At 72.0% G+C, this 23,857-nt stretch carries 26 protein-coding genes; 10 read left to right on the top strand and 16 right to left on the bottom strand.

All coding sequences use genetic code 11. The features are described 5' to 3' along the window. Positions 1–13: 13 nt before the first annotated feature. A complete protein-coding gene (ureG, locus tag OG842_RS08130; RefSeq protein ID WP_328512655.1) occupies positions 14–742 on the top strand; it encodes an urease accessory protein UreG in 729 nt (242 codons plus the stop codon). After that, positions 739–1,506 carry an urease accessory protein UreD gene (locus OG842_RS08125; protein WP_328512152.1) on the top strand — a complete coding sequence of 256 codons (768 nt, stop codon included), beginning with the start codon at positions 739–741 and terminating at the stop codon, positions 1,504–1,506. The genes ureG and OG842_RS08125 overlap by 4 nt, the downstream gene beginning before the upstream one ends. On the opposite strand, the gene OG842_RS08120 is transcribed toward OG842_RS08125, so the two are convergent. Further along, a complete protein-coding gene (locus OG842_RS08120) occupies positions 1,493–2,758 on the bottom strand; it encodes an MFS transporter (protein ID WP_328512151.1) in 1,266 nt (421 codons plus the stop codon). The genes OG842_RS08125 and OG842_RS08120 overlap by 14 nt on opposite strands. A gap of 262 nt (positions 2,759–3,020) precedes the next feature. Here OG842_RS08120 and OG842_RS08115 point away from each other — a divergent pair, with 262 nt between their 5' ends. The 3 genes from OG842_RS08115 to OG842_RS08105 all read left to right on the top strand — a co-directional run bounded on the left by OG842_RS08115 (position 3,021) and on the right by OG842_RS08105 (position 4,790). Further along, on the top strand, positions 3,021–3,554 hold the full coding sequence (locus OG842_RS08115) for a DinB family protein (RefSeq protein WP_266728853.1): 534 nt from the start codon (positions 3,021–3,023) through the stop codon (positions 3,552–3,554). A 118-nt stretch (positions 3,555–3,672) separates the two neighbouring features. Beyond that, positions 3,673–4,251 (top strand): dihydrofolate reductase family protein, encoded by a 579-nt coding sequence (locus tag OG842_RS08110; protein ID WP_328512150.1) that lies wholly within the window; start codon positions 3,673–3,675, stop codon positions 4,249–4,251. A gap of 107 nt (positions 4,252–4,358) precedes the next feature. After that, a complete protein-coding gene (locus tag OG842_RS08105) occupies positions 4,359–4,790 on the top strand; it encodes a nuclear transport factor 2 family protein (RefSeq protein ID WP_266728849.1) in 432 nt (143 codons plus the stop codon). A gap of 64 nt (positions 4,791–4,854) precedes the next feature. Here the strand turns inward: OG842_RS08105 and OG842_RS08100 are convergent, their stop codons facing one another. From OG842_RS08100 to OG842_RS08060, 9 genes are all read right to left on the bottom strand, one after another. Beyond that, entirely contained in the window at positions 4,855–5,994 is a 1,140-nt protein-coding gene (locus tag OG842_RS08100) for a zinc-binding dehydrogenase (protein ID WP_266728847.1), read from the bottom strand. Next, positions 5,991–6,293 carry a putative quinol monooxygenase gene (locus OG842_RS08095; RefSeq protein WP_266728845.1) on the bottom strand — a complete coding sequence of 101 codons (303 nt, stop codon included), beginning with the start codon at positions 6,291–6,293 and terminating at the stop codon, positions 5,991–5,993. The genes OG842_RS08100 and OG842_RS08095 overlap by 4 nt, the downstream gene beginning before the upstream one ends. 5 nt (positions 6,294–6,298) lie before the next feature. Further along, positions 6,299–6,958, bottom strand: a complete 660-nt coding sequence (locus OG842_RS08090; RefSeq protein ID WP_328512149.1) for a glycerol-3-phosphate responsive antiterminator — start codon at positions 6,956–6,958, stop codon at positions 6,299–6,301. A 96-nt stretch (positions 6,959–7,054) separates the two neighbouring features. Then, on the bottom strand, positions 7,055–8,608 hold the full coding sequence (locus tag OG842_RS08085; RefSeq protein WP_328512148.1) for an FAD-binding oxidoreductase: 1,554 nt from the start codon (positions 8,606–8,608) through the stop codon (positions 7,055–7,057). Continuing rightward, positions 8,605–10,278 carry a glycerol-3-phosphate dehydrogenase/oxidase gene (locus OG842_RS08080; protein WP_266728839.1) on the bottom strand — a complete coding sequence of 558 codons (1,674 nt, stop codon included), beginning with the start codon at positions 10,276–10,278 and terminating at the stop codon, positions 8,605–8,607. The genes OG842_RS08085 and OG842_RS08080 overlap by 4 nt, the downstream gene beginning before the upstream one ends. 73 nt (positions 10,279–10,351) lie before the next feature. Beyond that, complete coding sequence (locus OG842_RS08075; RefSeq protein ID WP_266728837.1) at positions 10,352–11,923, bottom strand: FGGY family carbohydrate kinase; 1,572 nt, start codon at positions 11,921–11,923, stop codon at positions 10,352–10,354. A 93-nt stretch (positions 11,924–12,016) separates the two neighbouring features. Next, the gene (locus tag OG842_RS08070; RefSeq protein WP_266728835.1) at positions 12,017–13,468 is read right to left on the bottom strand and encodes an MFS transporter; all 1,452 of its coding nucleotides are present in this window, start codon (positions 13,466–13,468) and stop codon (positions 12,017–12,019) included. Between the two features lie 274 nt (positions 13,469–13,742). Then, on the bottom strand, positions 13,743–15,296 hold the full coding sequence (locus OG842_RS08065; RefSeq protein ID WP_266728833.1) for a peptidoglycan-binding protein: 1,554 nt from the start codon (positions 15,294–15,296) through the stop codon (positions 13,743–13,745). 230 nt (positions 15,297–15,526) lie between these two features. Continuing rightward, positions 15,527–16,243 (bottom strand): nitroreductase family protein, encoded by a 717-nt coding sequence (locus tag OG842_RS08060; RefSeq protein WP_266728831.1) that lies wholly within the window; start codon positions 16,241–16,243, stop codon positions 15,527–15,529. Positions 16,244–16,470: 227 nt separating this feature from the next. Between OG842_RS08060 and OG842_RS08055 the strand changes: the two genes are divergently transcribed. The 4 genes from OG842_RS08055 to OG842_RS08040 are packed head-to-tail and all read left to right on the top strand — an operon-like array spanning position 16,471 to position 19,437. Continuing rightward, positions 16,471–16,704 carry an acyl carrier protein gene (locus OG842_RS08055; RefSeq protein WP_266728829.1) on the top strand — a complete coding sequence of 78 codons (234 nt, stop codon included), beginning with the start codon at positions 16,471–16,473 and terminating at the stop codon, positions 16,702–16,704. Beyond that, positions 16,701–17,951, top strand: coding sequence for a beta-ketoacyl-[acyl-carrier-protein] synthase family protein (locus tag OG842_RS08050; RefSeq protein ID WP_266728827.1), 1,251 nt, complete (start codon positions 16,701–16,703; stop codon positions 17,949–17,951). The genes OG842_RS08055 and OG842_RS08050 overlap by 4 nt, the downstream gene beginning before the upstream one ends. Before the next feature lie 29 nt (positions 17,952–17,980). Next, positions 17,981–18,922, top strand: coding sequence for an alpha/beta fold hydrolase (locus OG842_RS08045; protein ID WP_328512147.1), 942 nt, complete (start codon positions 17,981–17,983; stop codon positions 18,920–18,922). 14 nt (positions 18,923–18,936) lie between these two features. After that, positions 18,937–19,437 (top strand): SRPBCC family protein, encoded by a 501-nt coding sequence (locus OG842_RS08040; protein ID WP_266728823.1) that lies wholly within the window; start codon positions 18,937–18,939, stop codon positions 19,435–19,437. A 46-nt stretch (positions 19,438–19,483) separates the two neighbouring features. Here the strand turns inward: OG842_RS08040 and OG842_RS08035 are convergent, their stop codons facing one another. Both OG842_RS08035 and OG842_RS08030 read right to left on the bottom strand, forming a co-directional pair. Then, a complete protein-coding gene (locus OG842_RS08035; RefSeq protein ID WP_266728821.1) occupies positions 19,484–19,852 on the bottom strand; it encodes a nuclear transport factor 2 family protein in 369 nt (122 codons plus the stop codon). A gap of 146 nt (positions 19,853–19,998) precedes the next feature. Next, positions 19,999–20,454 (bottom strand): DUF5709 domain-containing protein, encoded by a 456-nt coding sequence (locus OG842_RS08030; protein WP_266728819.1) that lies wholly within the window; start codon positions 20,452–20,454, stop codon positions 19,999–20,001. Positions 20,455–20,724: 270 nt separating this feature from the next. Between OG842_RS08030 and OG842_RS08025 the strand changes: the two genes are divergently transcribed. Then, a complete protein-coding gene (locus OG842_RS08025; RefSeq protein WP_266728817.1) occupies positions 20,725–20,955 on the top strand; it encodes a DUF6296 family protein in 231 nt (76 codons plus the stop codon). A gap of 24 nt (positions 20,956–20,979) precedes the next feature. Here the strand turns inward: OG842_RS08025 and OG842_RS08020 are convergent, their stop codons facing one another. From OG842_RS08020 to OG842_RS08005, 4 genes are all read right to left on the bottom strand, one after another. Then, complete coding sequence (locus OG842_RS08020; protein WP_266728815.1) at positions 20,980–21,405, bottom strand: cold-shock protein; 426 nt, start codon at positions 21,403–21,405, stop codon at positions 20,980–20,982. A gap of 139 nt (positions 21,406–21,544) precedes the next feature. Beyond that, positions 21,545–22,420, bottom strand: a complete 876-nt coding sequence (locus tag OG842_RS08015) for a DMT family transporter (protein ID WP_266728814.1) — start codon at positions 22,418–22,420, stop codon at positions 21,545–21,547. A 110-nt stretch (positions 22,421–22,530) separates the two neighbouring features. Further along, positions 22,531–23,106, bottom strand: a complete 576-nt coding sequence (locus OG842_RS08010; RefSeq protein ID WP_266728813.1) for a TetR/AcrR family transcriptional regulator — start codon at positions 23,104–23,106, stop codon at positions 22,531–22,533. Between the two features lie 18 nt (positions 23,107–23,124). Continuing rightward, positions 23,125–23,856, bottom strand: coding sequence for a helix-turn-helix transcriptional regulator (locus OG842_RS08005; protein ID WP_266728812.1), 732 nt, complete (start codon positions 23,854–23,856; stop codon positions 23,125–23,127). Between the last annotated feature and the right edge of the window lies 1 nt (position 23,857).

Raw genomic sequence — 23,857 nt, 5'->3', positions numbered from 1 at the left:
CCAGCACCTTGACCTGCACCTCGACGCAACGCCCGACGGGCACACCCAGGAGCACACACACCGGCCGCGCGCCCTGCGCCTCGGCGTCGCGGGCCCGGTCGGCACCGGCAAGAGCTCGATCCTCGCCACCCTCTGCCGCGAGCTGGCCGGTGAACTCGCCATGGCCGTCGTCACCAACGACATCTACACCGACGAGGACGCCCGCTTCCTCCGGTCGGCCGGGGTGCTGCCCACCGAACGCATCCGGGCCGTCGAGACGGGCGCCTGCCCGCACACCGCGATCCGGGACGACGTCAGCGCCAACCTCGACGCCGTCGAGGACCTGGAGGAGGCGTACGGGCCGCTCGACCTGGTACTCGTCGAGAGCGGCGGCGACAACCTGACCGCCACCTTCAGCCCGGCCCTCGCCGACGCCCAGCTGTTCTGCATCGATGTCGCGGGCGGCGGCGACGTCGCCCGCAAGGGTGGCCCCGGCATCACCGGCGCCGACCTCCTGATCATCAACAAGACCGACCTCGCGCCCCATGTGGAGGTCGACGTGGCCGCGATGGTCTCCGACGCGTCGCACGCCCGCGACGGTCTGCCGGTCCTCGCGCTCTCCAAGCACGACCCGGTGTCCGTGGCCGAACTCGCCGACTGGGTAAGGGATTTGCTCGTACGCCACCGATCAGGCACCCACGTCCCCACCGACCCGGGCCCGATGGCACCCCACAGTCACAACCACAGCCACGACGGCTCGTGACCGCGGATTCCGCCGAGCCCACCGTCGTCGCCGTGGAGCGCGACGGCTCGGGCCGCCACATCGCCCGCGAACTGCGTCCGGGCGCCTTCCTCGCCCCCCGCCCCCTGCTGCCGTCCCCCGACCGGCTGCGGATCGCCCTGGTCGGCACCCGGGCGGGCCTGCTGGCGGGCGACGATCTGCTGCTGGACATCTCGGTCGGCCCCGGCGCCCGGCTGGAACTGGTCGAGCCGTCCGGCCTGGTCGCGTACGACCATCGAGGCGGCAGGTCGAGCTGGCGGGCCCGGGTGGACATCGCGGAGGGCGGTGAACTGTGCTGGGACGCACGGCCGTTCGTGATCTCCAGGGGCGCCGCGGTCGAGCGCTCGATGGCGGTCGCGCTGGCGGCCGGGGCCCGGATGCTGTGGCGCGACACCCTGGTCCTGGGGCGCTCCGGAGAGCGGGGCGGCGGTGTCCGGGCGATGACGCACGCCACGTACGACGGCTGCGAGCTGCTGGTCGAGGACCTGGATCTCATGGACCCGGACCTGCGTGAACTCCCCGGCATCCTGGGCCCCAACCGCATCATCGGCTCGGTCACCGCCCTCGGCGCCGCCCCGGCCGGCCGGCCCCACCCGTACCGCATGGACCTGGCGGGGCCGGGGGCTCAGGTACGGCTGCTGGACACGGTGGCGCCGGCGATCGAGGCGGACCTGGCCGCGGTCTGGGAGGAGTGGCGCACACCGGACGGACCCGGTGTGCGCACCTCCACGGTCACGAGCGGCTGACCGCTTCGCGCGCCACCGCTCCTCGGGCCGCCGATCCGCGCGCCACCACGGCCGCACACAACAGCGCGGGCACCGCCGCCACCGCGAAGCAGACGGCCGGCGGCAGCCGGTCCACCAGCAGACCCACCGCCGCGGCACCCACCGACGACCCGGCGTTGACCGCGGTGTTCACCCAGGCACCGGCCTGTGTGCGGCTGCCCGCGCCCACGGACTCGTCCGCGATGAGGTACGCGGTGGTCAGCGCGGGCGCGACGAACAGCCCGGCCACCGCGGCGAGCGCGGCCAGCACGTACACACCGGGCGACAGCCCGGCCCCGGCCACGGCGGCGCCCAGTCCGGCGGCCAGCAGCGGCAGCCGCGCCCGGTTCGACGCCCGCCAGGAGACGGCGCCGTAGGCGAGTCCCCCGACCGCGCTTCCGGCCGAGAGCGCGGCCAGCACCCACGACACGGCCCCCGTGCCCTGGTGGCGCTGCTCGGCGAATGCCACCACCAGCAGATCCAGGCCCCCCAGGCACAACCCCACGGAGGCCGTCACCAGCACCGCGTGCCGCAGCCCGATGACGCCGAGCAGCCGCCGCCCGGCCGGCGGGTCGTCCGGTCCGGCGGCCTTGTCGTCCGACGGCGCCACGCCCGCAGCGCGTACCGCCGGTGACGACACCAGCGCCAGCGTGCCCACGAGGATCAGCGCGGCACTGGCCGCGATCCCGGCCGCGGGCGAGGCGAACTTCACCACCACCCCCACCAGCAACGGACCGGAGACGAAGAGGAGTTCCTCGGCGACACCGTCCAGGCTGTAGGCGCGCCGCAACAGCTCCCGGTCGGCGACGAGACCGCTCCACAGGGTCCGCATCACCGGCCCCAGAGGCGGTGAGAAGGCCCCCGCGGCGGCGGCGAGCGCCGCCAGCAGGAGCGCCGGGGCCCCCGGCCGCCAGGTGGCGTACGCGAGGGCGGCGAGCAGTACCGCGTAGACGCCGGCCAGCGGTGGCAGGACCCGGCGCGGCCCGTGCCGGTCGATCAGCGCGGCACGGGCGGGGGAGAGGAAGACACTGGTCGCCCCGAAGAGCGCCATGACGGCACCGGCGACGGAGTACGAGCCGACGCTCGCGTTCACCGCCAGCATCAGAGAGAGCGAGACCATCCCGTACGAGAGCCGCCCCAGCAGAGCGGCACCGAAGGTGCGGGCGGCGTGAGGGGTACGCAGGACGGTGGCGTACGAAGGCGTGCGCGAAGGCACGGGTGCTGGCGAAAGCATCGATACGTTCCTCGTGAGGGCAGCGCGGCAGAGGGCGCTGCGGGCATGCGGGGACACCGGAGCGCCGCACCCGTCGGAAGCGAGGGGTGCGGTCGGTACGGGGTCCTACGCACGGGAGAGGAACATGTCGGCCAAGGTATCAGGGCGACGCGCCCGGGTGGAGGGGGAGTTGGATATCGCACCGGCCGGTGTGCGTCGTGAGGTGTGACATCGCCGATATGCGCTGTGAAGTGTGACATCGCCTCGGGTAGCTTCGACGCCCATGTCGCCCTCTCCGTACCTCTCCTCGTATCCCTCCCGCAAGCGCCCCGCCCACGCAGCGGACGAGCGGACCCAGCTCGTCGGCTGGCTCGACACGCAACGCGCGACCGCCCGCTGGAAGTGCGAGGAACTCTCGGAGGCGGACGCGCATCGCCCCGTCCTGCCGTCCTCGCCGCTCATGACGATTGCGGGTGTCATGTCACACCTCCGCTGGGCCGAGCACCTCTGGTTCGAGGTCGTCCTGCTCGGACGCCCGGCCGTGGGGCCGGTGTTCGACGAACCCGAGGACGCCGACATGAGGGTCGAAGGCGTCCCGCTCGCGGAGCTCCTGGACGACTACGACCGGCAGGTCGCGGTGTCGAACGAGATCTTCGCGGCGCAGTCGCTCGACGATGTGGGACGGCATCCGGACTTCGATGCGTCGGGCGCCAGCCTGCGCTGGATCATGTTCCACATGATCGAGGAGACCGCCCGGCATGCGGGACACCTGGACGCCATCAGGGAGCTCCTGGACGGCAGGACGGGCCACTACTGACCTTGCCCGCCCCCGTCCGCGATGCGTGTCACTCGTTGCCAGGCGCGCGGCCGGGGCGTCAACTGTTCTGGCGCCGGGCAACCGCGCGGCGCGACGTCTGCGGCGGAAGAGGATTGCGATGAGGAAGATCGTCCTGATGGCCTCGGTGTCCCTCGACGGCTTCATGGAGGGGCCGGGCCGCGAGATCGACTGGCACCTGGTCGACGACGAACTGCACCGTCACTTCAACGAGCTGCTCAGGGGCATGGGTGCCTTCCTCGAAGGCCGGGTGACCTATCAGCTCATGGAGGATTTCTGGCCGACCGCCGACTCCGACCCCTCCGCCACCGAGACCGAGGCGGAGTTCGCCGGTATCTGGCGGGAGACGCCCAAGATCGTGTTCTCCCGGACCCTGGAACACGCCGGCCGGAACGCCACGATCAGGCGGGAGGTCGACGCGGAGGAGATCAGGACGCTGAAGGCGCAGCCCGGCGGGGACCTGTGTCTCGGGGGCGCCGATCTCGCCGCGACCTTCATGCGGCTCGACCTGGTCGACGAGTACCGCGTCTACGTCCATCCGGTCCTCATCGGCCGGGGCAGGCCCCTGTTTCCTGCCTCGGCGGGCCGGACCGGCCTCCGGCTGGCCGAGACGCGGGAATTCGGCAACGGGGTCGTGCTGCTTCGTCACGAGCGCCGCGCGGTTGCTCCAGCGGAATGAACTCCCCAGGCCGCGGCGGTGTGTGAGCGGTGCTGCGCCGGGTCGCCGGGGGAACTCCCCCGTATAACTGCCGCACCGTCGCGAGAGCTCTCACGAAAGGACCGGCGATGACGCTCAGTGTCGAGGACCGTCTGGACATCTCCGAACTGCTCGCCCTGCACGGGCACTTGGTCGACAACGACGAACTGGACCGGCTGGACGAGCTGTTCACCGACGACATCGTCTACGAGACCTCGAACCTCGGGCACGGGGAGGTGCACGGCCTGGCCGCCTTCCGGGACATGGCGCGGGCGCGGGCGGGCAAGCCGGGCGCGCCCGTCGGCCACCACGTCACCAACATCGTCCTCACCGAGGCCGGGGACGGCCGGGTCCATGCCCGTTCCAAGGGGATCGGCGCCGGACCGGACGGCGAGTGCGGAAGCGTGACCTATGAGGATGTGATCGTGCGCGGAGAGCGAGGATGGCGCATCAGCCGGCGCAAGATCTTCCTGCACTTCACGCCCGCGGCCGCGCCGGAGACCGAGAAGTCCGACAGGTGAGGGCCGGCGGCGCCCCCGGGCAACCAGGGGGCGCCGCCGACCGGGACACGGATCACGGCAGGCGTCAGGCGTCCAGCATCCCCGAGGTGTCGATGACCTGGCGGATGGCCCGGCCGGAAGCCAGCTCCTCCAGCGCCGCGTTGATGTCGGTCAGCGGCAGTGTGCCCGTGTGCATCAGCTCCACCGGCATCAGGCCCGCCCGCCACAGGTCCAGGAACCTCGGGATGTCGCGGCGCGGCACCGCGTCGCCCATGTACGAGCCCAGCAACGACTTGCCCTCGCCCGCGAACGCCAGCGCCGGGACCTGAAGCACCCGGTCCGGCGCGGGCAGGCCCACCGAGACGACCTTGCCGCCCCGGGCCACGGCGCTCAGGCACTCGGCCATGACCTTGGGGCTGCCCACCGCCTCCACCGCGGACTCGGCTCCGCCGGAGGTCAGTTCGCGGATCTGCCGCAGCGCTTCATCGGGGGCGTACGCATGAGTCGCACCCAGCCGGAGTGCCAGTTCGCGCTTCTCCCGGACCGGGTCGACCGCGATGATCGGGTACGCCCCCGCCGCGCGGGCTCCCAGCACCGCGGAGAGGCCCACCCCGCCCAGGCCGTAGACCACCGTCGACTGCCCCGGACGCAGGGCCGCCGTGTTGATGACAGCGCCCGCGCCCGTCAGGACCGCACAGCCGAACATCGACGCGACGGTGAACGGGATGTCCTTGGGGATCGGGACCACCGACTCCTGGGCCAGCACCGCGTGTTCGGAGAAGGCCGAGACGCCCAGCTGGTGGTGGACCGGGTTGCCGGCGGCGTCGGTCAGCAGCGACGGGCCGTGCAGCAGCGCACCTGAACCGTTCGCCGCCGCGGCCTGTGCGCACAGGGCAGGGCGGCCCGCCGCGCAGTCGCCGCAGAAGCCGCAGCTCGGCACGAAGACCAGCGCCACATGGTCGCCGGGGGAGACCCGGCCGACGCCCGGTCCGGTCTCCTGGACGACGCCCACCGCCTCGTGGCCCAGCGCCATCGGCAGCGGGCGGACCCGGTCGCCGTTGACCACCGAGAGGTCCGAGTGGCAGAGCGAGGCGGCGGCGATCCGTACCAGCACCTCGCCCTCGCGCGGGGCGCCGAGCTCCAGCTCCTCCACCTCGACCGGGCGCGTACCGGAGTACGGGCGGGCCGTCGACGTCCCGCGCAGCACCACCGCACGGGTCTTCACGCCGCCACCTCCGGACGCGGGGCGCAGCGCAGCACGTCGCGGCTCTCCAGCAGCGGGACGACCTTGCCGAGCACGATCTCCTGGAAGTGCGGGGTGGCGCAGTGCTCGGTGAAGTCGGCCTCGGAGGCGTACTCCTCGTACAGCACGATCGCCCGCGGGTCCTCGGTGCCCTGGTGGACCCGGTAGGCGAGGTTGCCGGGCTCCTCGCGGGAGGCGGCGGCCATCGCGTCGAGCAGGGGGAGGACGGTGTCCTCCTCGCCGGCCCTGGTGCGGTAGCGGGCTACGACGACGTATGTCATGGGGGTTACTCCTGGGGTGGGGCGGGCCTCTTCAGGGCGCCGGGCGGGACCGGCGGCAGCTGGTCCCGGCGCAGGTGCCAGAGGCGGGGGTCGGACGTGGCGGCCGCGGCCGAGCCGAGGGCCAGCGCGAGTGCCACGTCCGCGGGGGTCTCCACGAAGCCCGCGGCCACCGACGGGGACATCGCGCGCTGTGCCTGCGCGCTCATCCGGGCGATGATCGGGGCGGGCATGATCTCGACCAGGTCCGGCGCCCCGCGCGAGATCGCGTCCGTGGAGCGGCGCAGATTGGACCGGTCGGTGACGAACACCTTCATCATCGTCAGCAGGCCGAGCGGGCGACCCTTCTCTATGAGGGAGAGCCGGGTGCTGACCACGCCGTGCGCGCCCATGTTCCTGATGAACTCCAGCGCGCCCCGGTCCTGAGCCAGACCGGGGCTGCTGTCCACGTTCACGAACACGGTCTTCCCCGCCCGGCCCAGCGCCGGCACGACCTGGGGCAGCTGCCCCACCGCGAACGACGCGAGGATGCACACCTTCGCCGGTGCGGTCAGGAACTCGCGCAGCGGCTGGGTGCCGACCACCGACGCGACGACCGGCACCTCGGCGAACGCCGCGGTGAGCCGGGGGTCGAGTGCGGCACCGGACCGGGAGGGGGAAGGGGTCATGGCAAGGGCCTGCCTGGGGAGGGAGGGGTTCGTGGTTGCTGCCGGCCCGGGGCCTCTCGTCCGGATCGGGCCGGATCCGGACGAGAGGCCCCGGCGTCAGTTCAGCGGAGACGTACCGAATCGGCTGGGAAGGCCCAGTTTGCCAGGGTTGAGAATGCCTGCCGGGTCCAGGGCCTTCTTCACCGCGACGAAGGTCGCGAAGCCCGCCCCGAGGGATTCCTCCAGGTAGGGGCCGCGCAGCAGACCGCAGCCGTGGTGGTGGCTGAGCGCGGCCGCGTGCTCGATCAGTACGGCGTTGGCGGCGTCCCACACCGAGCGGTACCAGTCGCGGCGCGACTTGGGAGCCACGTCGCCGCGCAGCGAGAAGTACACGCAGGCGCCGTCGGTGTACGCGTGGGACTGGTGGGCCGAGGCGGCCAGGGTGCCGGGCACCGACTGGATCGCGGCGACCACCTCGTCGTAGATCACCGGGAGGTCGGTCCAGGACGCGGCCATCTCCAGGGTGTCGGCGACGAAGCCGGGGCCGGGCTTGAAGCCGTCGGCGGACTTGCCGACCAGCATCCGCTCGTCCAGCCAGCGCTCGAAGACCGCCTTGCTGTCCAGCTCGGGGCCGTACGCCTCGCAGACCTCCTTCGCCACCGCGATCGAGGCGTCGACGATGGCCGGGTCGCCCTCGTCGGCGACGAGCAGGAGGTTGGTCTCCGGGTGGCCGAAGTGCGTGCCCGACTCCAGGGTGTCGTACAGCCGCAGGACGGCCGGGGTCGCACCGCGCTGCATGATCCTTCGGCAGGCGTCCAGGCCCTCGGCGAAGGTCTTGAAGCCGTACGCGACGGCGTTCGCGTACTCCGGCAGCGGGTGGACCCGCAGCCGGGCCGAGACGATGACGCCGAGGGTGCCCTCGGAACCGACGAACAGCTGGCGCAGGTCCGGGCCGACCGCGGCACGGGCGTAGTCGCCGTAGGTGGCACGCGTGCCGTCCGCGTGCACGACGTCCACACCGACGACCATGTCCTCGATCTTGCCGTACCGGGTGGAGAGCTGACCGGCGCCGCGGCAGGCGATCCAGCCGCCGACCGTGGACACGGCGAACGCGGACGGCCAGTGGCCGGTGGTGACCCCGTACTCCTCCTGGAGCTGCTTCTCGAAGAGGTCCCCGAACATGCCGGCCTGGACGTCCACGACGTTGGACTCGGCGTCGAAGCCGGTGATCTCGTTCAGCCCGCAGACGTCCAGGACGACGCCGCCGAAGACGGGCAGTGCCGCGCCCGTGACGTTGGAGCGGCCGGCCGACGGGGTGACCGGGACGCCCGCCTCGTGGCAGATCCGCAGCACGGCCGCGACCTGGTCGGCGTCGGCCGCCTCGACGATCACGGCGTCCGGCGTCGCGGGACGGCCCTCGGTCTCGCCGATCATCGAGCCGGCCCACCAGTCACGGGTCCGGGTGACGACCTCCTCGCGGGCGGTGTGCACCGCGTGCGCGGCCTCGCGCAGCGCCTCGATCACGGTCTCGGGGACCTCGACCGGGTTCACCTGGAGGGCGGCCTCGCCGTCCCCGATCGGGGTGTTCTGCGCCCACTTGGCGAAGCTGGGGGCGCCGATCGTGTAGTTGCCCCGGTTGAACGGGTGGGTGATGGTCTGACGGCTGATCATGCTGCTGCCCCTTCGAGGAGTACGGACTTTTCGTGACGGACGGCTGCGAGGTACTCGGAGACCGAACGCTCCACCTCGGCCTCCGAGAGGTTCAGTTCCCGGCCGAGGATCGCTCCCACGGCCCCGGCGGCCTCGGCGGACGCGTCCCGGGCGAACAGGCGGGCGCGCATCCGGCGCGAGAGCACGTCGTCGACCGAGCGGGCCAGTTCGGCGCGGGCCGCGTACACGACCTCCGCCTTGGTGTAGGGGAGTCCCGCGACGATCGGCTCGGCCAGCGACGGGTCGTCCTGGATCAGGTCGCCGACGAAGCGGGCCTCGGTGCCGAAGCGCTCGCCGAGGTGCGCGGCGATGCCGCCGGAGGCCGCGACGGCCTCGGCGTCGTAACCGGCGCCGCCGAGCAGCGGGAGGTCGGTGGTGCGGCTCCTGCCCTTGCGGCCGAGGACGGTCATCACCTTGTCGATGACGAGTTCGCCCATGTGCCGGCTGGTGGTGAGCTTGCCGCCGGTCACCGTCACCATGCCGGTGCGGCCGACGGTGATGTGGTGGTCGCGGCGCATGTCGAGGGTCGCGCCCTCCTTGCCGCCGACCAGCGGGCGCAGACCGCCGATGGAGCCGACCACGTCGTCCGGGGTGAGCTTCCCCTCGAAGGCGGTGTTGGCGCCCTCCAGCAGGAAGTCCATCTCCTCGCGGGTGCAGTGCACGTCGTCGGGGGAGCCCTGGTAGTCCTCGTCGGTGGTGCCGAGGACGACGCTGTTGCCCCAGCGGGTGCAGGTCGCGCGGCGGGCCCGGCCGGGGATCGGCACGGTGACCGTGCAGTTGATCCGCACCTTGTCCCACGGCACCACGATGTGGACGCCCTTGGCGGGCCTGACCTGCGGCTTGTGGCCGTCGTCAGCCTTCGCGTCGAGCTCGTCGGTCCATACGCCGGTGGCGTTGACGACGGCCCGCGCCCGGATGTCGAAGGTGTCGCCGTCCGCCGAGACCCGGGCGCCGGACACCTTGCCCGCCTGCATCAGCAGGCCCTCTGCCCTGGCCCCGTTGAGGATCGTCGCACCGAGCGCGGCGGCGGTCCGCACGATGGTGAGGACGAGGCGGGCGTCGTCGGTACGGGCGTCGAAGTACATCAGCCCGCCCTTGAGGTTCTCCGCGCGCAGCGTCGGCGCCTGCGCGAGGACCTCGGGAACGGTGAGCCGCTGGTGCAGCTTCCCGATCCGCCAGCCGCCCACCAGGTCGTACGTCCACAGCAGCCCCTCGAAGCCCTTGGCGAGGCGGGCGTCGAAGATGCCCTCCTTCTCCAGGATCGGGAAGAGGAACGGCAGCCGGTGCACCAGGTGCGGGGCGTTCTTCCGGAAGCGGTGCCGCTCCAGGAGCGAGTGGCGGACCAGGTTGACGTTGCCCTGCTCGATGTAGCGCAGGCCGCCGTGCACCATCTTCGAGGACTTCGACGACGTACCGGAGGCGAAGTCGTCCTTCTCGACCAGCGCCGCGCGCAGCCCGCGCGAGGCCGCGTCGAGCACGGCGTACGCCCCGGTGATGCCGCCGCCGATGACGAGCACGTCGTACGTGTCGTCGGCCAGCCGGCGCTTGAGGGCCGCCCGGTCGAGCAGCAGGGGCGTTCGGCGGGTCGCCGCGGCGCTGCGCCGCGGCTTCCGGGCGGGCATGGTGATCACAACATCAACTCCTGGTGTTTCGGTGCGGCGGCCGCGTGGTCGGTACCGGCCGCCGGGTGACGGTCGGGGGCCGTCAGTGGGGGGTGTGAGGTTCGGGGGCCCGCAGCGGGAGCAGGGCGGGGTCGTTCAGGTGGGCGATGAGCACGTCACGCCAGGCGGAGCGCTGCGCGGTGCGTTCGGCCGCCGTGATCGAGGGCTCGAAGATCCGGCCGAGCGGCTGTGCCTCGACGACCTCTTCGAGCGAGGACCACAGGCCCTGCGCGACACCGGCGAGATACGCGGTGCCCCGCAGGCTGGCGGTGGCGGAGTCGGAGACCCGCTCCAGCGGCAGGCCCGTCAGATCGGCCTGGATCCGCATCAGCGGGTCGCTGCCCGAGACGCCGCCGCCGACCCGGAGCCGGGTGAACGGGGTGCCCATGGTGTCGGAGACCCCGTCGATCAGGTCGCACACCGAGTGCGCGATCCCGTCGAGCACGGCGCGGGCCAGGTCGGCGCGGGTGGTGGCGAGGGTGAGCCCGGTGAGGGAGGCGGTGGCCTCCGGGTGCCAGACCGGCGTACGGACCCCGGCGAGCGCCGGGACGAAACGCGGGGTGCGGCCCGGCCGGGTGGGGACCCGGCCCGCCTCCTCACCGAGCTCCTTCGGCGATGCGAACAGCCCCAGGTCGTCGCAGAGCCAGCGCAGCGCCGAACCCGCCGTGGAGGTGTACGCCTCCAGGCTGTAGTGGCTGATGTCGCCCTGCCGCCGGCCGGGCTGGGCGAGCACCCCGGAGATGTCCGGCCGGGGCAGGGCGGGCGTGGTGCCGGTCGCCGCGTCGACGAAGGCGCCGGTCCCGTAGACGCACATGCCCTGCCCGGCGGCGAGGCCGCCGAGCGCGACGAGTGCGGCGTGCTGGTCGCCCATGGAGGCGGCCAGCGGGACGGCGATGCCGAGGGCGGCCGGGTCGGTCGTGCCGAATCCGGCGTCGTCGGAGCGGAGCTCCGGGAGCAGGTCGAGGGGGAAGCCGAGGTGACCGATCCACTCCTCGTCCCAGGCGTGCCGCTCCAGCAGGTAGCCACCGGTGGAGGCGGCGTTCGTCGGCGTCGTGGCGTGCACGGCGCCGCCGGTGAGCCGCCAGATCAGCCAGGTGTCGACGGTGCCGAAGAGCAGCCGGCCCTCGCGGTGCGCGGCGGCCACCTCCGGGTGCGCGGCGATCTGCCGGGCGGCCCAGAGGAACGGTGCGCGGGCGCCGACCGGCCGGCCCTGGCGGGCCAGCAGGGCGGCGTCCCACTGCGCCTCGTACGCGGTCAGCTCGGCCGCGTGCCGCCGGTCCTGCCACACCACCGCGGGCAGCAGCGGCCGCCCGGTCACCCGGTCCCACAGCATCGCGGTCGCCCGCTGGGTGGACAGGGCCACCGCGGTGATCGCGATGCCCTCCTCGCGGGCCCGGCCGACGGCCCGGCGCGCCACCTCGACGGTGGCGGTCCAGATCTCCATCGGGTCCTGCTCGACCGAGAGGTCGTCCGGATGGCTGACCTTGATCGACCGGTAGAACACCTCGTGGGCGGCGCCGGAGTCGAGGACGACTCCGGCCCGGGTGCCCGTGGTGCCCTCGTCGATGGACAGCACACCGCGCCGTGCGGCGGCGCCGGGGAGCGTCTGCGTCATTGCAGCCCTTTCATTACGAGCATCGCGAGCGAGCTGTGCGGAGGGAGGGGAGGGGAGGTGACCATCGTGTGGTGCGACGGGCCCGGCGGCCGGTCAGCGCGCGGTCACGGACTCCGCTGATTCCGCCGAACCCGCCCGGGCGGCGGCGGTCCGGTCCTGTCCGGCGGCCTCGTCGGGGGAGGCGGCCTTCGTCGGGTCCCACTTGATCGCCAGGCAGGTGATCAGGCCGAGCAGCGGTACGACGGAGAGCACCAGGAAGGTGTCGGCGAGCCCGAGGGAGTCCTTGATCTGCGGGAACACGTACAGCCCGACGACACTGCCGAAGCTGCCGACCATCCCGGTGACACCGGTGCCGAGCGCCCGGACGTCGCTGCTGTACGAGAGCGCGGCGATGGACTTTCCGTTGGCACCGGGGCCCGCCGAGTGGCAGAGGATGAACAGCACCGGCAGCAGGAACGCCACGGCCGTGGGCACCTTCTCGAAGGTCAGCCCCATTGCGAGCAGCGCCACGAACACCCCGGCGAAACCGGCGGCGGAGCTGAGCCGCAGCCCGAGCCGGCGGCCGAAGTACGCGGAGAGGAGCCCGCCCGCGATACCGAAGGCGTTGAAGACCATCGAGCCGATCGTCGCCTTCTCGAAGCTCTCGCCGAAGATCGTGAGGCTGATCAGCGGGAGGTACCAGCCGACCGCGAAGTACTGCATCGACTGCCCGAGCGAGATGACCGAGGACAGCACCGTGCGCGGCAGGTACTCGCCCTTGAAGAGCAGCCCGGCCTGGCGGAAGCCGATGGCGGGCGCCTCGGTGGCGGCACGGGTCGCCTCGTCCGGCTTCCCGGCGACGGCCTCGATGCCGTAGATCCGGTCCAGGTTGACGACGGCCTCGTCCAGCCGGCCCTTGCTCGCCAGCCAGGTGGGGCTCTCCCGCAGCATCAGCCACTGGCCCAGCAGCAGGACGGCGGCGACGACCGCGGCCGAGCCGACCGACCAGCGCCAGATGTCCGCGCCGACGTCCAGGTTGAAGAAGACCAGGGCGAGCACGAGGTTGCTGGTGGTGGCGACGTACCAGACGGCCTGCCACAGGTTCAGCCGGCCACCCAGCTTCGCGGGGGTGTACTCGGCCAGCAGCGCCATGGCTACGGCGAAGTCGATGCCGTACGCGACACCCACCAGGACCCGGCCGAGCCAGACGACGGTGAAGTCACCGGCGAAGGCGGCCAGCAGGGCGCCCGCGATGGCGAACACCTTGGCGATGAGCAGCGGGGGAACGCGGCCGATCCGGGTGGCGAGCCAGCCGCCGACCGGGTTGAAGATGATCGCCAGGGCCGGAGCGGTGGCCGTGAGGATCGAGACCTGCGTGCTGGTGAGCTCCATCTGGGTCGTCATCGGCCCCAGACCGGCGCTCAGCGCGGCATTCGAATAGGCGTCGAGAAACAGCCCGCCGAACACGAGAAACCAGATGACCTGCGCCCGGCCGGTGATCTTTCCCAGCCCATCGATGAGCGCAACGACGTCGCCGACGCCTTTGACGCTCGGACGTTGTGCCATGAATCCGCCTTCGAGGAAGACCCATCGGCGGCACGGGGAGCACAAAAAAACAGGCATGACGAAACCACCGACAGGTGGTCTATGTCTGTGCCTGTCAAAACACTGCGGAAAGCGCCGCAGCACGTGAACTGCAAGGAATGCGAACTACGCACTGAGGTTAAGAACGCGCCAGGAGAAACGTCAAGGGTTTCCGGCAGGTTAATTGAACGTGACATGGCTCCCGCGAGCGGGCGGGCGGTCCGCACCGGCCCCGCCCGCCCGCGTGGAAAGCCCGTCAGCGGCCCGTCTGCAGCGCCGCCCAGGTGTCCGGCCCCACGATGCCGTCGGCCGTCAGCCCCCGGCTCGTCTGGTAGTTGTGCACCGCCGTCACCGTCGCCGGGCCGAAGCTGCCGTCGATGCCGACCGTCGTGCCGAGCGCCGCGGTCAGCGAGCGCTGGAGCCGTTTCACGCCGTCGCCCGAGGCGCCCTGCTGGAGGCTCGGCGTCGTCCCGGCCGACAGCAGCGCGGTCCAGGTCCTGGGCCCGACCACACCGTCGGCGCTCAGCCCGCGCGCCGCCTGGTACGCCGCCACCGCGGTCTTCGTCGCCGGGCCGAAGCTGCCGTCCACGGAACCCGCGGGGTAGCCCTGGTCGTTCAGCAGCTGCTGGACCGCCTTGACCTGAGCGCCCGTCGAGCCGCTCTGCTGGGTCGCGTACGAGGTGAAGCTCAGCCCGTCGCTGCTGTTGCCGCCGCCGGAGCCCCCGCCGATCAGCTCCATGTAGCGGTTCCAGTCCCAGTAGGGCCCCGGGTCGGTGTGGTCGTTGCCCGGTGCCTCGCTGTGCCCGATGATGTGCGCCCGGTCCTTCGGGATCCCGTAGCGGTTGCACAGCGACTTGGTCAGCGCCGCCGAGGAGCGGTACATCGTGTCGGTGAACCAGGACGGGTCGTCGATGAACCCCTCGTGCTCGATGCCGAGCGCCGAGGCGTTGGCGCTCTTCGCGTGGTAAGCGGTGTCCTTGTCGCGCACCATCTGGGTGATCTCGCCGTCCGAGGAGCGCACCACGTAGTGGGCGCTCACCTGTGCGGTCGGGTTCTGGAACCAGCTGATCGAGCCCGCGTACGAGCCCTGCGTGACATGGACGACCACCTTGCCGATCTTGGCCGAGCGGCCGGGGGCGAAGTTGTTCGGGTTGGCGGGGACCCACTTCGCGGAGGGGTAGTCGGGGCTCTGCGTGCGTACGTCGGTATCGGCGAGCGCACCCTTCTGCGGGGCGACCGGACGGCTCGTCACCGAGATCCGCTCACCGCCGGGGACGACCGTGTGGAGCCCGGAGGCCAGGAAGGTGTAGACGGTGTCGGCGTAGAGGGCGGCGGCGGCCCCCTGCGCACCGCCGTACTGGGCGACGGCCGGATACCAGGCGTCGATGTCGTCGCGGTCTCGGGCGTCGAGGCCGAGCTTGTCCGCGTAGGCGCGCAGCACCGCCGCGCCGCCCAGGATGTTGGCCCCGGTGTCGGTGCGCAGTTCGGCGAGCGGCTTGCCGGTGAGGGCCGCCGCCTGCTCCAGCGTCCGGTTCGTGGGGTTGCTCACCAGGTGCATCACGCCGTAGCCGCCTGCCTGGCTGGGGCGCCCGGAGTGGCCGTCGAGCCGGGTCTCGCCGTAGCCGACGGCGGCGAGCAGATCGCGCGGCACGTCGAACTCCGCGGCGGCCCGGGTGAACGCCCGTTCCATCGGATGGCTGTCGTCCGGAGCGGCGAAGGCCGGCATGCCGGTCACGGTCAGGACGGTGGCGGTGAGGGCCGCCAGGACGGATGCGCGGCCCTTTGTGTGGGCGGCGGCGCGGCTGGGCATACCTGCTCCTGCTTGGTGGGGGGAAGGGGAAAAAAGGGGACGGCCCCCGGGCCCGAGTGGGGTGGGCCGAGGGCCGTGAAGCCCGCTCAGCGTATCTATCCGCCAAGTGCATGACAATCATTTGCAGGTGTGTCGAACTGACGCTCACTCCAATGGAGTTGATGCGGAATCCGGCGGCCTGCCCGGCCGGCGGACGGGCCGTCACCGGGCAGGACCGACAGGGGGCCGTGCTACCAGCGGTCGCGGTGGATGACGTCCGCCACCGGGCGGCGCCGCACCGGGCCGAAGTTTCCCTGCGGCCATCCGACCGGAATGGCGGCATAGGTGTGCATGTCCTCGGGGATGCCGAGGGCTTCCTTCCACTCCTGCTCCAGCATCAGATGCCAGATGGTGATGTTCGCCGCGAGCCCCAGGGCCCGCGCGGCGAGAAGGACGTTCTGCACGCCCGGATAGACGCAGGAGCCCTCGGCGAGCGCCTGGAAGCGCGTCCGGGTGCTCATCATGTGCTCGGTCGCGGCCGGGCCGAGCGCCTGCGCGGAGGCCAGCAGCCCCTCCTCGTCCAGGCGCGGTTCGGGGAACCGGTAGCACGGCACGATCAGCGCCGGTGTGTCGGCGAAGTGGTCGCGCTGGTACTCGATCGCGGCGACCATCCGGCCGTACGCCGCGTCGTCCATGCCCTTCGGGGCGTACTTCCCGGTCGTCGCCAGATAGGCGTCCACGCACCGCTTCCACAGCGGCGCCAGACGGGCCATCACCTCGCGGTCGGTCACCATGACGTACTCGTAACACTGCATGTTGCCGCCGCTGGGACCCCAGACGGCCGCCTGTATGAGCTGCTCCAGCGTCTCGTCCGGCACCGGTTCCGGCTTCAGGCGGCGCATCGCGCGCATGGTGGACATGGTCGGGAAGAGCGCGGGCCCGTCCGCGTGAGTCGTGTCGATCGTCATGATCGCGGAGTTTACGGGCCGGGCACCGGCGGCGGGAGGTCCGCCGGGCGCCGTGAACCGCTGAATTCGTACACCTGGACGGCCCCCCACCGCACGGGGGAACGCGGACCGGCTCGACCTTCGCGAAGGCGTATAAATGGTTCTTCCGGGCCGGCCGGCGTCCCTCGATGGCACCCACACCTCACGCGGCAGGGCGTCACCGCGTACGAGAGCGCAGGAGCGCCACAATGAGCACGGCAGAAGAGATCAGCACCTTGCTGGTGGCGAACTTCGGCACCGACCCCCTCGCCATCGCCCCGGAGGTGTCGCTCCGTCATCTCCGTCTCGACTCACTGGCGTTGGAGGAACTGCGGCTGATCATCGAGGACCGGATGGGTGTCGATCTGGACGACGTCCAGCTGTCCTCGCGGGACACCGTCGGGCAGCTCGTCGACGTGGTGCACCGCAAGGCAGCCGCGTGACGGGCCGCCCGTACCGCCCCGAGCCGTTCGCCGCCGCCGTCACCGGGATCGGCATGGTCACCGCCGCGGGCACCGGGGCCGAAGCGACCTGGCGCACCGTCCACGAGGCGTCGACCGCCCCGTCGGTGCCGCATCGGCCCGAACTCCACGGCCTGCCCTGCGACTTCATGTACACCATCACCGGCCTCGACCCGCGGGCACTGCTCGGGGTGGCGACCGCGCGGCTGATGGACCGCTTCTCCCAACTCGCCGTCATCGCGGCCCGCGAGGCCGTCGCCGACGCCGGTCTCGACCCCGCGGTCTGGGACGGCGGACGGGTCGCCGTCGTCATCGGCTCCGCCCACGGCGGACTGCCGTTCTACGACGAGCAGCACACCACCCTCACCGAACGCGGCGCACGCCGGGTCTCCCCGAAACTCGCCCCCCTCACCGTCGTCAACGGCGCGGCCAGCAGCGTCGCCACCGACCTCGGCGTCCTCGGCCCGAGCCAGGCCGTCTCCACCGCCTGCTCCTCCGGCACCGTCGCCATCGGCACCGCCCACCAGATGCTCCGCACCGGGGCCTGCGACATCGTCATCGCGGGCGGCGCCGAATCGGTCTGCTCCCGGCTGCTGATCGCCAGCGCCTGCCAGCTCAAGGCCGTCTCCACCCGGCGCGACGACCCCGAGGCGGCCTGCCGCCCCTTCGACACCCACCGGGACGGCTTCGTCGTCGGCGAGGGCGCCGGACTCCTCGTGCTGGAACGGCCGGAACACGCCCTGGCCCGCGGCGCCACCGTTCGCGCGCACATCGCCGGCTACGGCGCCTCCAGCGACGCCCACTCCGCCGTCGCCCCGGACCCCGAGGGCCTGGGCATCGAGCGGGCGCTGCGCTCGGCGCTCGCGGACGCCGCGATCGCGGCCGGGGACATCGGCCATGTCAACGCCCACGGCACCTCGACCGTCTCCAACGACCTCATCGAGGCGACGATGCTGCGCCGGGTCCTGGGCGATCACCCCCTCGTGACCTCGACGAAGGCGATGACCGGACACACCCTGGGCGCCGCCGGCGGCATCGAGACCGCACTGACCGTGCTGGCGCTGGAGAACCAACTCGTACCGCCCACCGTGAACCTCGACGCCCCCGACCCCGCGATCCCCGTCGAAGTGGTGAGCAAGGAGGCCCGGCGGGGAACGTTCGACGCGGCCGTCAAGACCTCGCTCGGTTTCGGCGGACACAACGCCGCACTCGTTCTCACCAGGGCCTGACCCGGAAACCAAGAGGCAGGCGAACCACCATGGCCGACGAGATCATCCGGACCCTGTCGGTGGACGGGCTGCGCTACGGCTACCGGGTCCTGAGACAGCCCTCGCCGCGCACCGAGCCGGTCATCATCCTCGGCGGCGCGCTCCAGGGGATGTACGGCTGGCCGCAGATGGACGACCACCTGGGGCCGCTCGCCTCCGTGGTCACCGCCGACCTGCCCGGCATGGGCAACGCGGACCTGCTCCCGCCCGGTGCGGGCGACGACGTCCTGCACGCCGCCGTCACCGGGATCATCGACGATCTGAACGTGGAGAGGGCCAACCTCTTCGGGTTCTCCTACGGCACCTCCATCGCCTTCGGCTGCGCACAGCAGCACCCGGGCCGGATCGCCCGGCTGATGCTCGGCGGAGTGCCCGCCCACATCACCGACGAGCAGCGCGACCGGTGGGGCCGCGCCGTCGACCGGCTGGAGACCGGCGACCTGGAGGGGCTGGCCGGACTGGCCGCCGGGGTGCTGATGTGCCAGGACCCCGAACGCAAGGTCCACCGCGGTGAGTTGGCGCGTCGCTATGTGAGGCGTTCGTTCCTGTACGCCCTCACCAACTCCCCGCACGCCGCGCTGTCGCTGCACCGGGCACTGGGGCACCGGCCGGACTTCTCCGGCGGGCTGTCCGGCGTACCGGCCCTGGTCTTCGCGGGCGAGCACGACACGGTGACCTCGCCGGAGCGGCAGCGCGCCTTCGCGGCCACGATCGAGGGCAGCCGGTTCGTCACGATCGGGGAGTCCGACCACTGGGTCGTCCTGGAGCGTCCGGACGACGTCGCGGACCTCGCGGCCCGCTTCTTCACCGACCGTCCGCCGGAGCCCGCCCCCGGACTGGGGCCTGTCCGGACAGCACACCCGGCCGCGCTCCCGGGGCAGTCACGGACCTCGCCCGCACCGGCGGGACGGGACTTCGCCGACATCCCGTGAGGGAAGGAATCGTCATGGACAAGCCCGAGTTCGTCTATGCCATCTACATCCAGACCAGCACCGAGAAGCTCTACCACGCGCTGACCGACCCCGAGCTCATCAAGATCTACATGGGGGGTTACGGCCCCGACTCGACCTGGGAGCCCGGCGCACCGGTCCGCTGGAAGATGGACCCGGACGGCGAGTTCGAGGAGGTCGGCCAGCGGGTCCTGGAGGCGGAGCCCGGCAAGCGGCTCTCGTACACCTGGCACACGCTTCAGCCCATGCACCGCCAGATGTTCGACTTCGCCTCGGACGAGGAGTGGGAGCGGGCCGTCCGGGAGCGGTCGAAGGTCGCCTTCGACATCGAACCGGCCGAGGAACCCGAGCTGGGGATCAAGCTGACGCTCACCCATGACGGGTTCGACAGCCCGGACAGCAGGATGCTCGAGGGCGTCAGCGGCGGCTGGGTCGCGATCCTCTCGACGCTCAAGACCCTTCTGGAGGGCGGGAAGTTCCTCGACGAGCCGGCCTGAGGCGGGTGGTGCGGTGCGGGGCCCGCCCCGGGCATCCGGCGGACGTTCAGGCGCCGGGCACCCGGTCGAGGAAGCCGCTGACCGAGGTGATGCGTCCGTCGTCGGCGAGGGTGATCACGTCGAAGCCGGCGACGGGCGCCGAGCCGTCGGCGGTGGAGACCAGCTCCCAGCCGAACCGCGCGATGTCGTGATGGCCGTCCGGCGTGCCGGTGAGCCGGAACTCGAAGCCGGGGAACTGCTGATGTGCGCCGTCGATCGTGGCCGCGAGCTCTTCGTGGCCGCGCACATCGGCCAGTGGGTCGGTGTAGGTGGCGCTCTCGGTGAAGGCGGCCGCCACGGCCTTCGCGAGCTCCTCGGCGGTGGCCGCGTTCCAGGCGGTGAAGTAGCGCTGAACGGCCTCGTCGTATGCGGTCATCGCGGTGCCCTCTCCTCGTGTCCCGGCTTCCGTCCGGGCTCTCGTGCGCTGGTGAGGAACACGATGTCCGATGGCGGTGAGGGCGTCGATTACCTCCGGGGTAATGGCCCGCGCGGCCCGTGCGACGGCGAGGGGGAGGCGCCGTCTCAGATCCGGCCGTCCGAGACCACATGCATGGCGGCCTCCTCGGCGGACGCGCCGGCCCCGTCGATCCCGACGTCCTCGCCCGCCATGGTGTCCGGCTCGTCGATGTCCAGCTGCCGGGTGAGCCGGCCGGCGCGCACCGTGCCGACCTCCGTGTCCCATAGCTCGCCGTCGCCTCCGGGCAGGTCACCCAGGCCGTCGCCGACCAGGTCGGAGGACTCGGGGAGCTCGCGGGCCAGGCGGCCGTCCAGCGTCTCGCCGTCGTGCTGTTCGGCGGCGGTGGTGCCCCGGTCCTCCACTGCCCACGGCCGCTCGGGCGGGGAGTAGCCCTCGTCGAGTGCGTCGGTCAGCCCCCGGTTGTCCAGGGTGTCCTCGACGTCGAGCTGCTCGGTGAGGTCCGAGGCCTCCGGCTGCTGCTGGGGCTGGTATACCTCGTCTCCCCTGTCGGCATCGTTCATGGCGTTGTCCCTTCCCGGTTTCGGGGATCCCGGGCGTGCATGCCGTGCACACGACTCGGGAGAAAGGGGGTCGTTCATGCGGTATGCACCCGAGTGCTGTCGAACCGCCCGTATGGCTTCAGGATAACGGTCTCCCGCCCGCCCGGCCGTGGGCGGCCGGGGAAGGCGCCCGCAGCCGTGGGTCGCTGCCCGGGCGCCGCGGACCGGTCGGGGGGACCATGGAAGATGCGGGCGGAACATGCCTGCCCCATCCGCTATCGGAGAACGGTCATGGATTACCCGGAGAGCTACCAGCTGGTATTTCAGGCGTCCGCCGTGGAGGACGACACGGTGACCGTCCGGCGCACGGAACAGTCGGGGGCGGGCGGCTTCCCGATCTACGAGGACGAGACCGGGATCGTGCGCGCGGAGATCAGCGACCGGGGCGAGGTGCGCATGCTGGCCAGCGGTGGACACCAGGTGTTCGGCACCCCGCTGGTGGTGCGGGAGCCGAGCGGCTGAACGGCGGGATACGCCCCGGGGGTGTCAGCCCTCGGTCCAGCCGTGGTTCTTGGCGAACTGCAGCAGCCCCCGCCGGATCTGCAGGATCTGGGCGCCCGTCAGCGACGGTGCGGACTCCAGCAGTACGTCGGTCACGTCCCTGGTGTACTCGGCCGCGCTGAGCACATCGCACAGGGTGTCGTCGTCGGGCCCTCCGGAAGCGGCGACACCCAGCGGCCTCGGCGGAGTCAGCGGCTTCCCGTCGGGTCCCTCGGCGAGCCGGACGGACGACGCCTTCAGGCCGCGGTCACCGTCCTCGATCTCGAACTCGACCGCCGTGCCCGTGTGTACGTAGGACTCGGGGATCAGCATGTCGTTCACATGGAGGAAGACGTCCTCGCCCCCGTGATCGGGCGAGATGAAGCCGTAACCCCGAGCTCCGTCGAACCGCACGACGCGACCAGAAACCACACCGACCCCCAGAAAAGAAACGGGCCCCTTGCCCGTACGCCACACCTGGCTAGACCGGAGAATAGCCCCGAGCGGTCGACGGCGCGACCCGATCGGGAGCAACCACCCCGGTCCGTGGGCAGAACACCCGCGCGCCTGCTCATCTCACCCTCCCCGAGGGCGGGGCCGGGCTTCCGGAGGCCAGCGGGGAGCGGGCCAGCTCGACACAGCCCGCCGTGATCAGGGCGAGCGCGACCAGTTCGGGCAGCACCCACCACCCGGTGCGCAGCTCCTCGCCGAACAGCGTCACCCCGTACGCCACGCTGATCAGCGCGTCCCCGAGGGTCAGCATCGGCTGGACGGCGACCAGCGTGCCCGCCTGAAGGGCGTTCTGGAGGAGGAACAGCGCGCCCACCCCGGCCGCCGCGGTGGCGTACAGCTGCCAGGACGTCAGGAGCGCCGCCGCCCCGCCGCCCCCTTCGAGCCGTGCCATGGCGTCCTTCATCAGCGCGGCCGTCAGGGCGTACCCGCACGCGGCGGCGAGGCCGAGCAGCGCGCCCCGGGTGTTGCCGCGGCTGCCCAGGGCCGCGGCGATCAGCGCGGCCTCGAAGAGCCCGGTCAGGATCAGCGCGGGGACCCAGGCCACCCCGTGCACGCTCGTGCTGCCGCCGCCGGGGGCCGCGGACGCCATGCCCAGGGCCAGCCCGCACGTCACGGCGGCCACCCCGTACCAGACCCGCCGGGGCAGGCGGACGCGCATGACGAACGCGGCCATCAGCAGCGTGGCGGGCAGCTCGATCACGAAGATCGGCTGGACCACGGCGATCGGCCCGGTGGCCAGCGCCACCGCCTGGCAGACGGCCGCGACGATCACCAGGCCGATCCCCGCGAGCCACAGCCTCTGGCGCACCAGATGCCCGATCAGCGACAGGCGCATCGCCTCGCTGTCGGGGACGGTACGGGCCGCACGGCGCTGGAGCACGGAGGCGGCGCCGTTGCTGAACGCGGTGAGGACGGCGAACAGGACACTGATCACCGAACCATGATGCGGGCGGCCGTCCGCCGATCCCGGGTCCTGCGGCACGGCGGCATGGCGGGCCGGGGCCGCCCCGCGGACCGAAGGTGTCCGCGAGGCCGCACGCCGGGCTACGGCGTGGCCGCGCCGCCTGCCGGACGGAGTGCCTGCCAGGCGTCGGCGGCGGCCGTCTCGGGGTGGACGGGGGCGTCGTGCAGCCAGTGGGTGACGAGCCCCATGACGGCCCCGGTGGCGCAGTGGGCGCGCATCTCGACGACCGGGGAGCCGGACGAGCCGACCCCGGCCTCGACCAGCTGGAGCGTCACCTGCTCGGCGACCAGCTGGTGCAGACGGTTGATGAAGCGCGCCGATCCGCACGGGCCGAGCATCCGGCGGTAGAGCACCGCGTTCGCGTCGACGTGGTGCAGGATGTCGACGAACGCCGGGGGCATGTCGTGCGGCAGCACCACGAGGGGACACCGCGCGACCAGGCCGACCAGGCCGGCCAGCTCGTTCTCCATCGCGTCCAGCAGCAACTCGTCGCGGTCGCGGTAGTGCTGATAGACCGTCGCGCGATTGATGGTGGCCCGCTCGGCGACGTGGGCGATGGTGATGGACTCGGGCTCGCGCTCGATGGCGAGCTCCAGGACGGCGGCCCGCAACAGGGCGCGGGTCCGCTGCACCCGGGGATCGACACGCTTGGTCATCTGGCCAGCCTACACGGGTTAGGCGACAGGTGTCGCGGACTGTGGACCGTCCAGCGCCCGTCCCGTCCCGCGGCCGGGGTCCTCCAGCAGCAGGCCGTACTCGAGGGCCCGGACGACGGCGAGCGTGCGGTTGGGACAGTTCAGCTTGGCCAGGACGTTGCCGACCAGCCGCTTCACGCCGTGCTCGGAGATCTGCAGCCGTCGGGCAGCCTGCTTGTTGCTCAGTCCCTCGGCCACCAGGCGGAGCACCTGGAGTTCGCGCGGGGTCAGCCCGGTGCCCGGTGTTCCCCAGGGCTGCGTCTCGGTGGCCGGCTGGCCGTTCTGCCGCAGCACCCGCCGGGCGAGCGCCGTCGACACGTAGAACTTGCCGGCCATGACGTCCGAGACGGCGTCGCCGAAGACCCGTGGCGTGAGCCCGGACCAGTCGATCAGGGCCTGGACGCAGGAGTGGGTGGTCCGGGGCACTCCGAGCGAGTCGGAGCCGTCGACGAGCAGCAGCAGCCGGACCCGGTGTTCGCTCAGGCCGTCGGAGGTGGCCGGGTTCTCGGTGGTCGCGAGTTCGGCTGCGGACATGACCACCAGGTCGCAGGTTTCGACGCCTGCTCGCACCGCTTCCTCACCGGTGCTGAAACACATGACGTCGGCGACGTCCGGAAGGAGACGGAGCATTCCCTCGACCCCGTATCTCAGGACCTCGTTCTGCAGGATCAGCGCGATTCGGAGACCGGTCTCGTCTGATCGGGTCACCACT

Source organism: Streptomyces sp. NBC_00376, from assembly GCF_036077095.1.
Classification (GTDB): Bacteria; Actinomycetota; Actinomycetes; order Streptomycetales; family Streptomycetaceae; genus Streptomyces.
Note: the sequence above shows the minus strand (reverse complement) of the source record. Positions and strands in the feature narration are given on the sequence as shown.

Coding starts and splice junctions, on each gene's coding strand:
- OG842_RS08120 (WP_328512151.1), bottom strand. CDS start 2,758: ATGCTTTCGCCAGCACCCGTGCCTTCGCGCACGCCTTCGTACGCCACC.
- OG842_RS08115 (WP_266728853.1), top strand. CDS start 3,021: ATGTCGCCCTCTCCGTACCTCTCCTCGTATCCCTCCCGCAAGCGCCCC.
- OG842_RS08110 (WP_328512150.1), top strand. CDS start 3,673: ATGAGGAAGATCGTCCTGATGGCCTCGGTGTCCCTCGACGGCTTCATG.
- OG842_RS08105 (WP_266728849.1), top strand. CDS start 4,359: ATGACGCTCAGTGTCGAGGACCGTCTGGACATCTCCGAACTGCTCGCC.
- OG842_RS08095 (WP_266728845.1), bottom strand. CDS start 6,293: ATGACATACGTCGTCGTAGCCCGCTACCGCACCAGGGCCGGCGAGGAG.
- OG842_RS08090 (WP_328512149.1), bottom strand. CDS start 6,958: ATGACCCCTTCCCCCTCCCGGTCCGGTGCCGCACTCGACCCCCGGCTC.
- OG842_RS08085 (WP_328512148.1), bottom strand. CDS start 8,608: ATGATCAGCCGTCAGACCATCACCCACCCGTTCAACCGGGGCAACTAC.
- OG842_RS08075 (WP_266728837.1), bottom strand. CDS start 11,923: ATGACGCAGACGCTCCCCGGCGCCGCCGCACGGCGCGGTGTGCTGTCC.
- OG842_RS08070 (WP_266728835.1), bottom strand. CDS start 13,468: ATGGCACAACGTCCGAGCGTCAAAGGCGTCGGCGACGTCGTTGCGCTC.
- OG842_RS08065 (WP_266728833.1), bottom strand. CDS start 15,296: ATGCCCAGCCGCGCCGCCGCCCACACAAAGGGCCGCGCATCCGTCCTG.
- OG842_RS08060 (WP_266728831.1), bottom strand. CDS start 16,243: ATGACGATCGACACGACTCACGCGGACGGGCCCGCGCTCTTCCCGACC.
- OG842_RS08055 (WP_266728829.1), top strand. CDS start 16,471: ATGAGCACGGCAGAAGAGATCAGCACCTTGCTGGTGGCGAACTTCGGC.
- OG842_RS08045 (WP_328512147.1), top strand. CDS start 17,981: ATGGCCGACGAGATCATCCGGACCCTGTCGGTGGACGGGCTGCGCTAC.
- OG842_RS08040 (WP_266728823.1), top strand. CDS start 18,937: ATGGACAAGCCCGAGTTCGTCTATGCCATCTACATCCAGACCAGCACC.
- OG842_RS08035 (WP_266728821.1), bottom strand. CDS start 19,852: ATGACCGCATACGACGAGGCCGTTCAGCGCTACTTCACCGCCTGGAAC.
- OG842_RS08030 (WP_266728819.1), bottom strand. CDS start 20,454: ATGAACGATGCCGACAGGGGAGACGAGGTATACCAGCCCCAGCAGCAG.
- OG842_RS08025 (WP_266728817.1), top strand. CDS start 20,725: ATGGATTACCCGGAGAGCTACCAGCTGGTATTTCAGGCGTCCGCCGTG.
- OG842_RS08010 (WP_266728813.1), bottom strand. CDS start 23,106: ATGACCAAGCGTGTCGATCCCCGGGTGCAGCGGACCCGCGCCCTGTTG.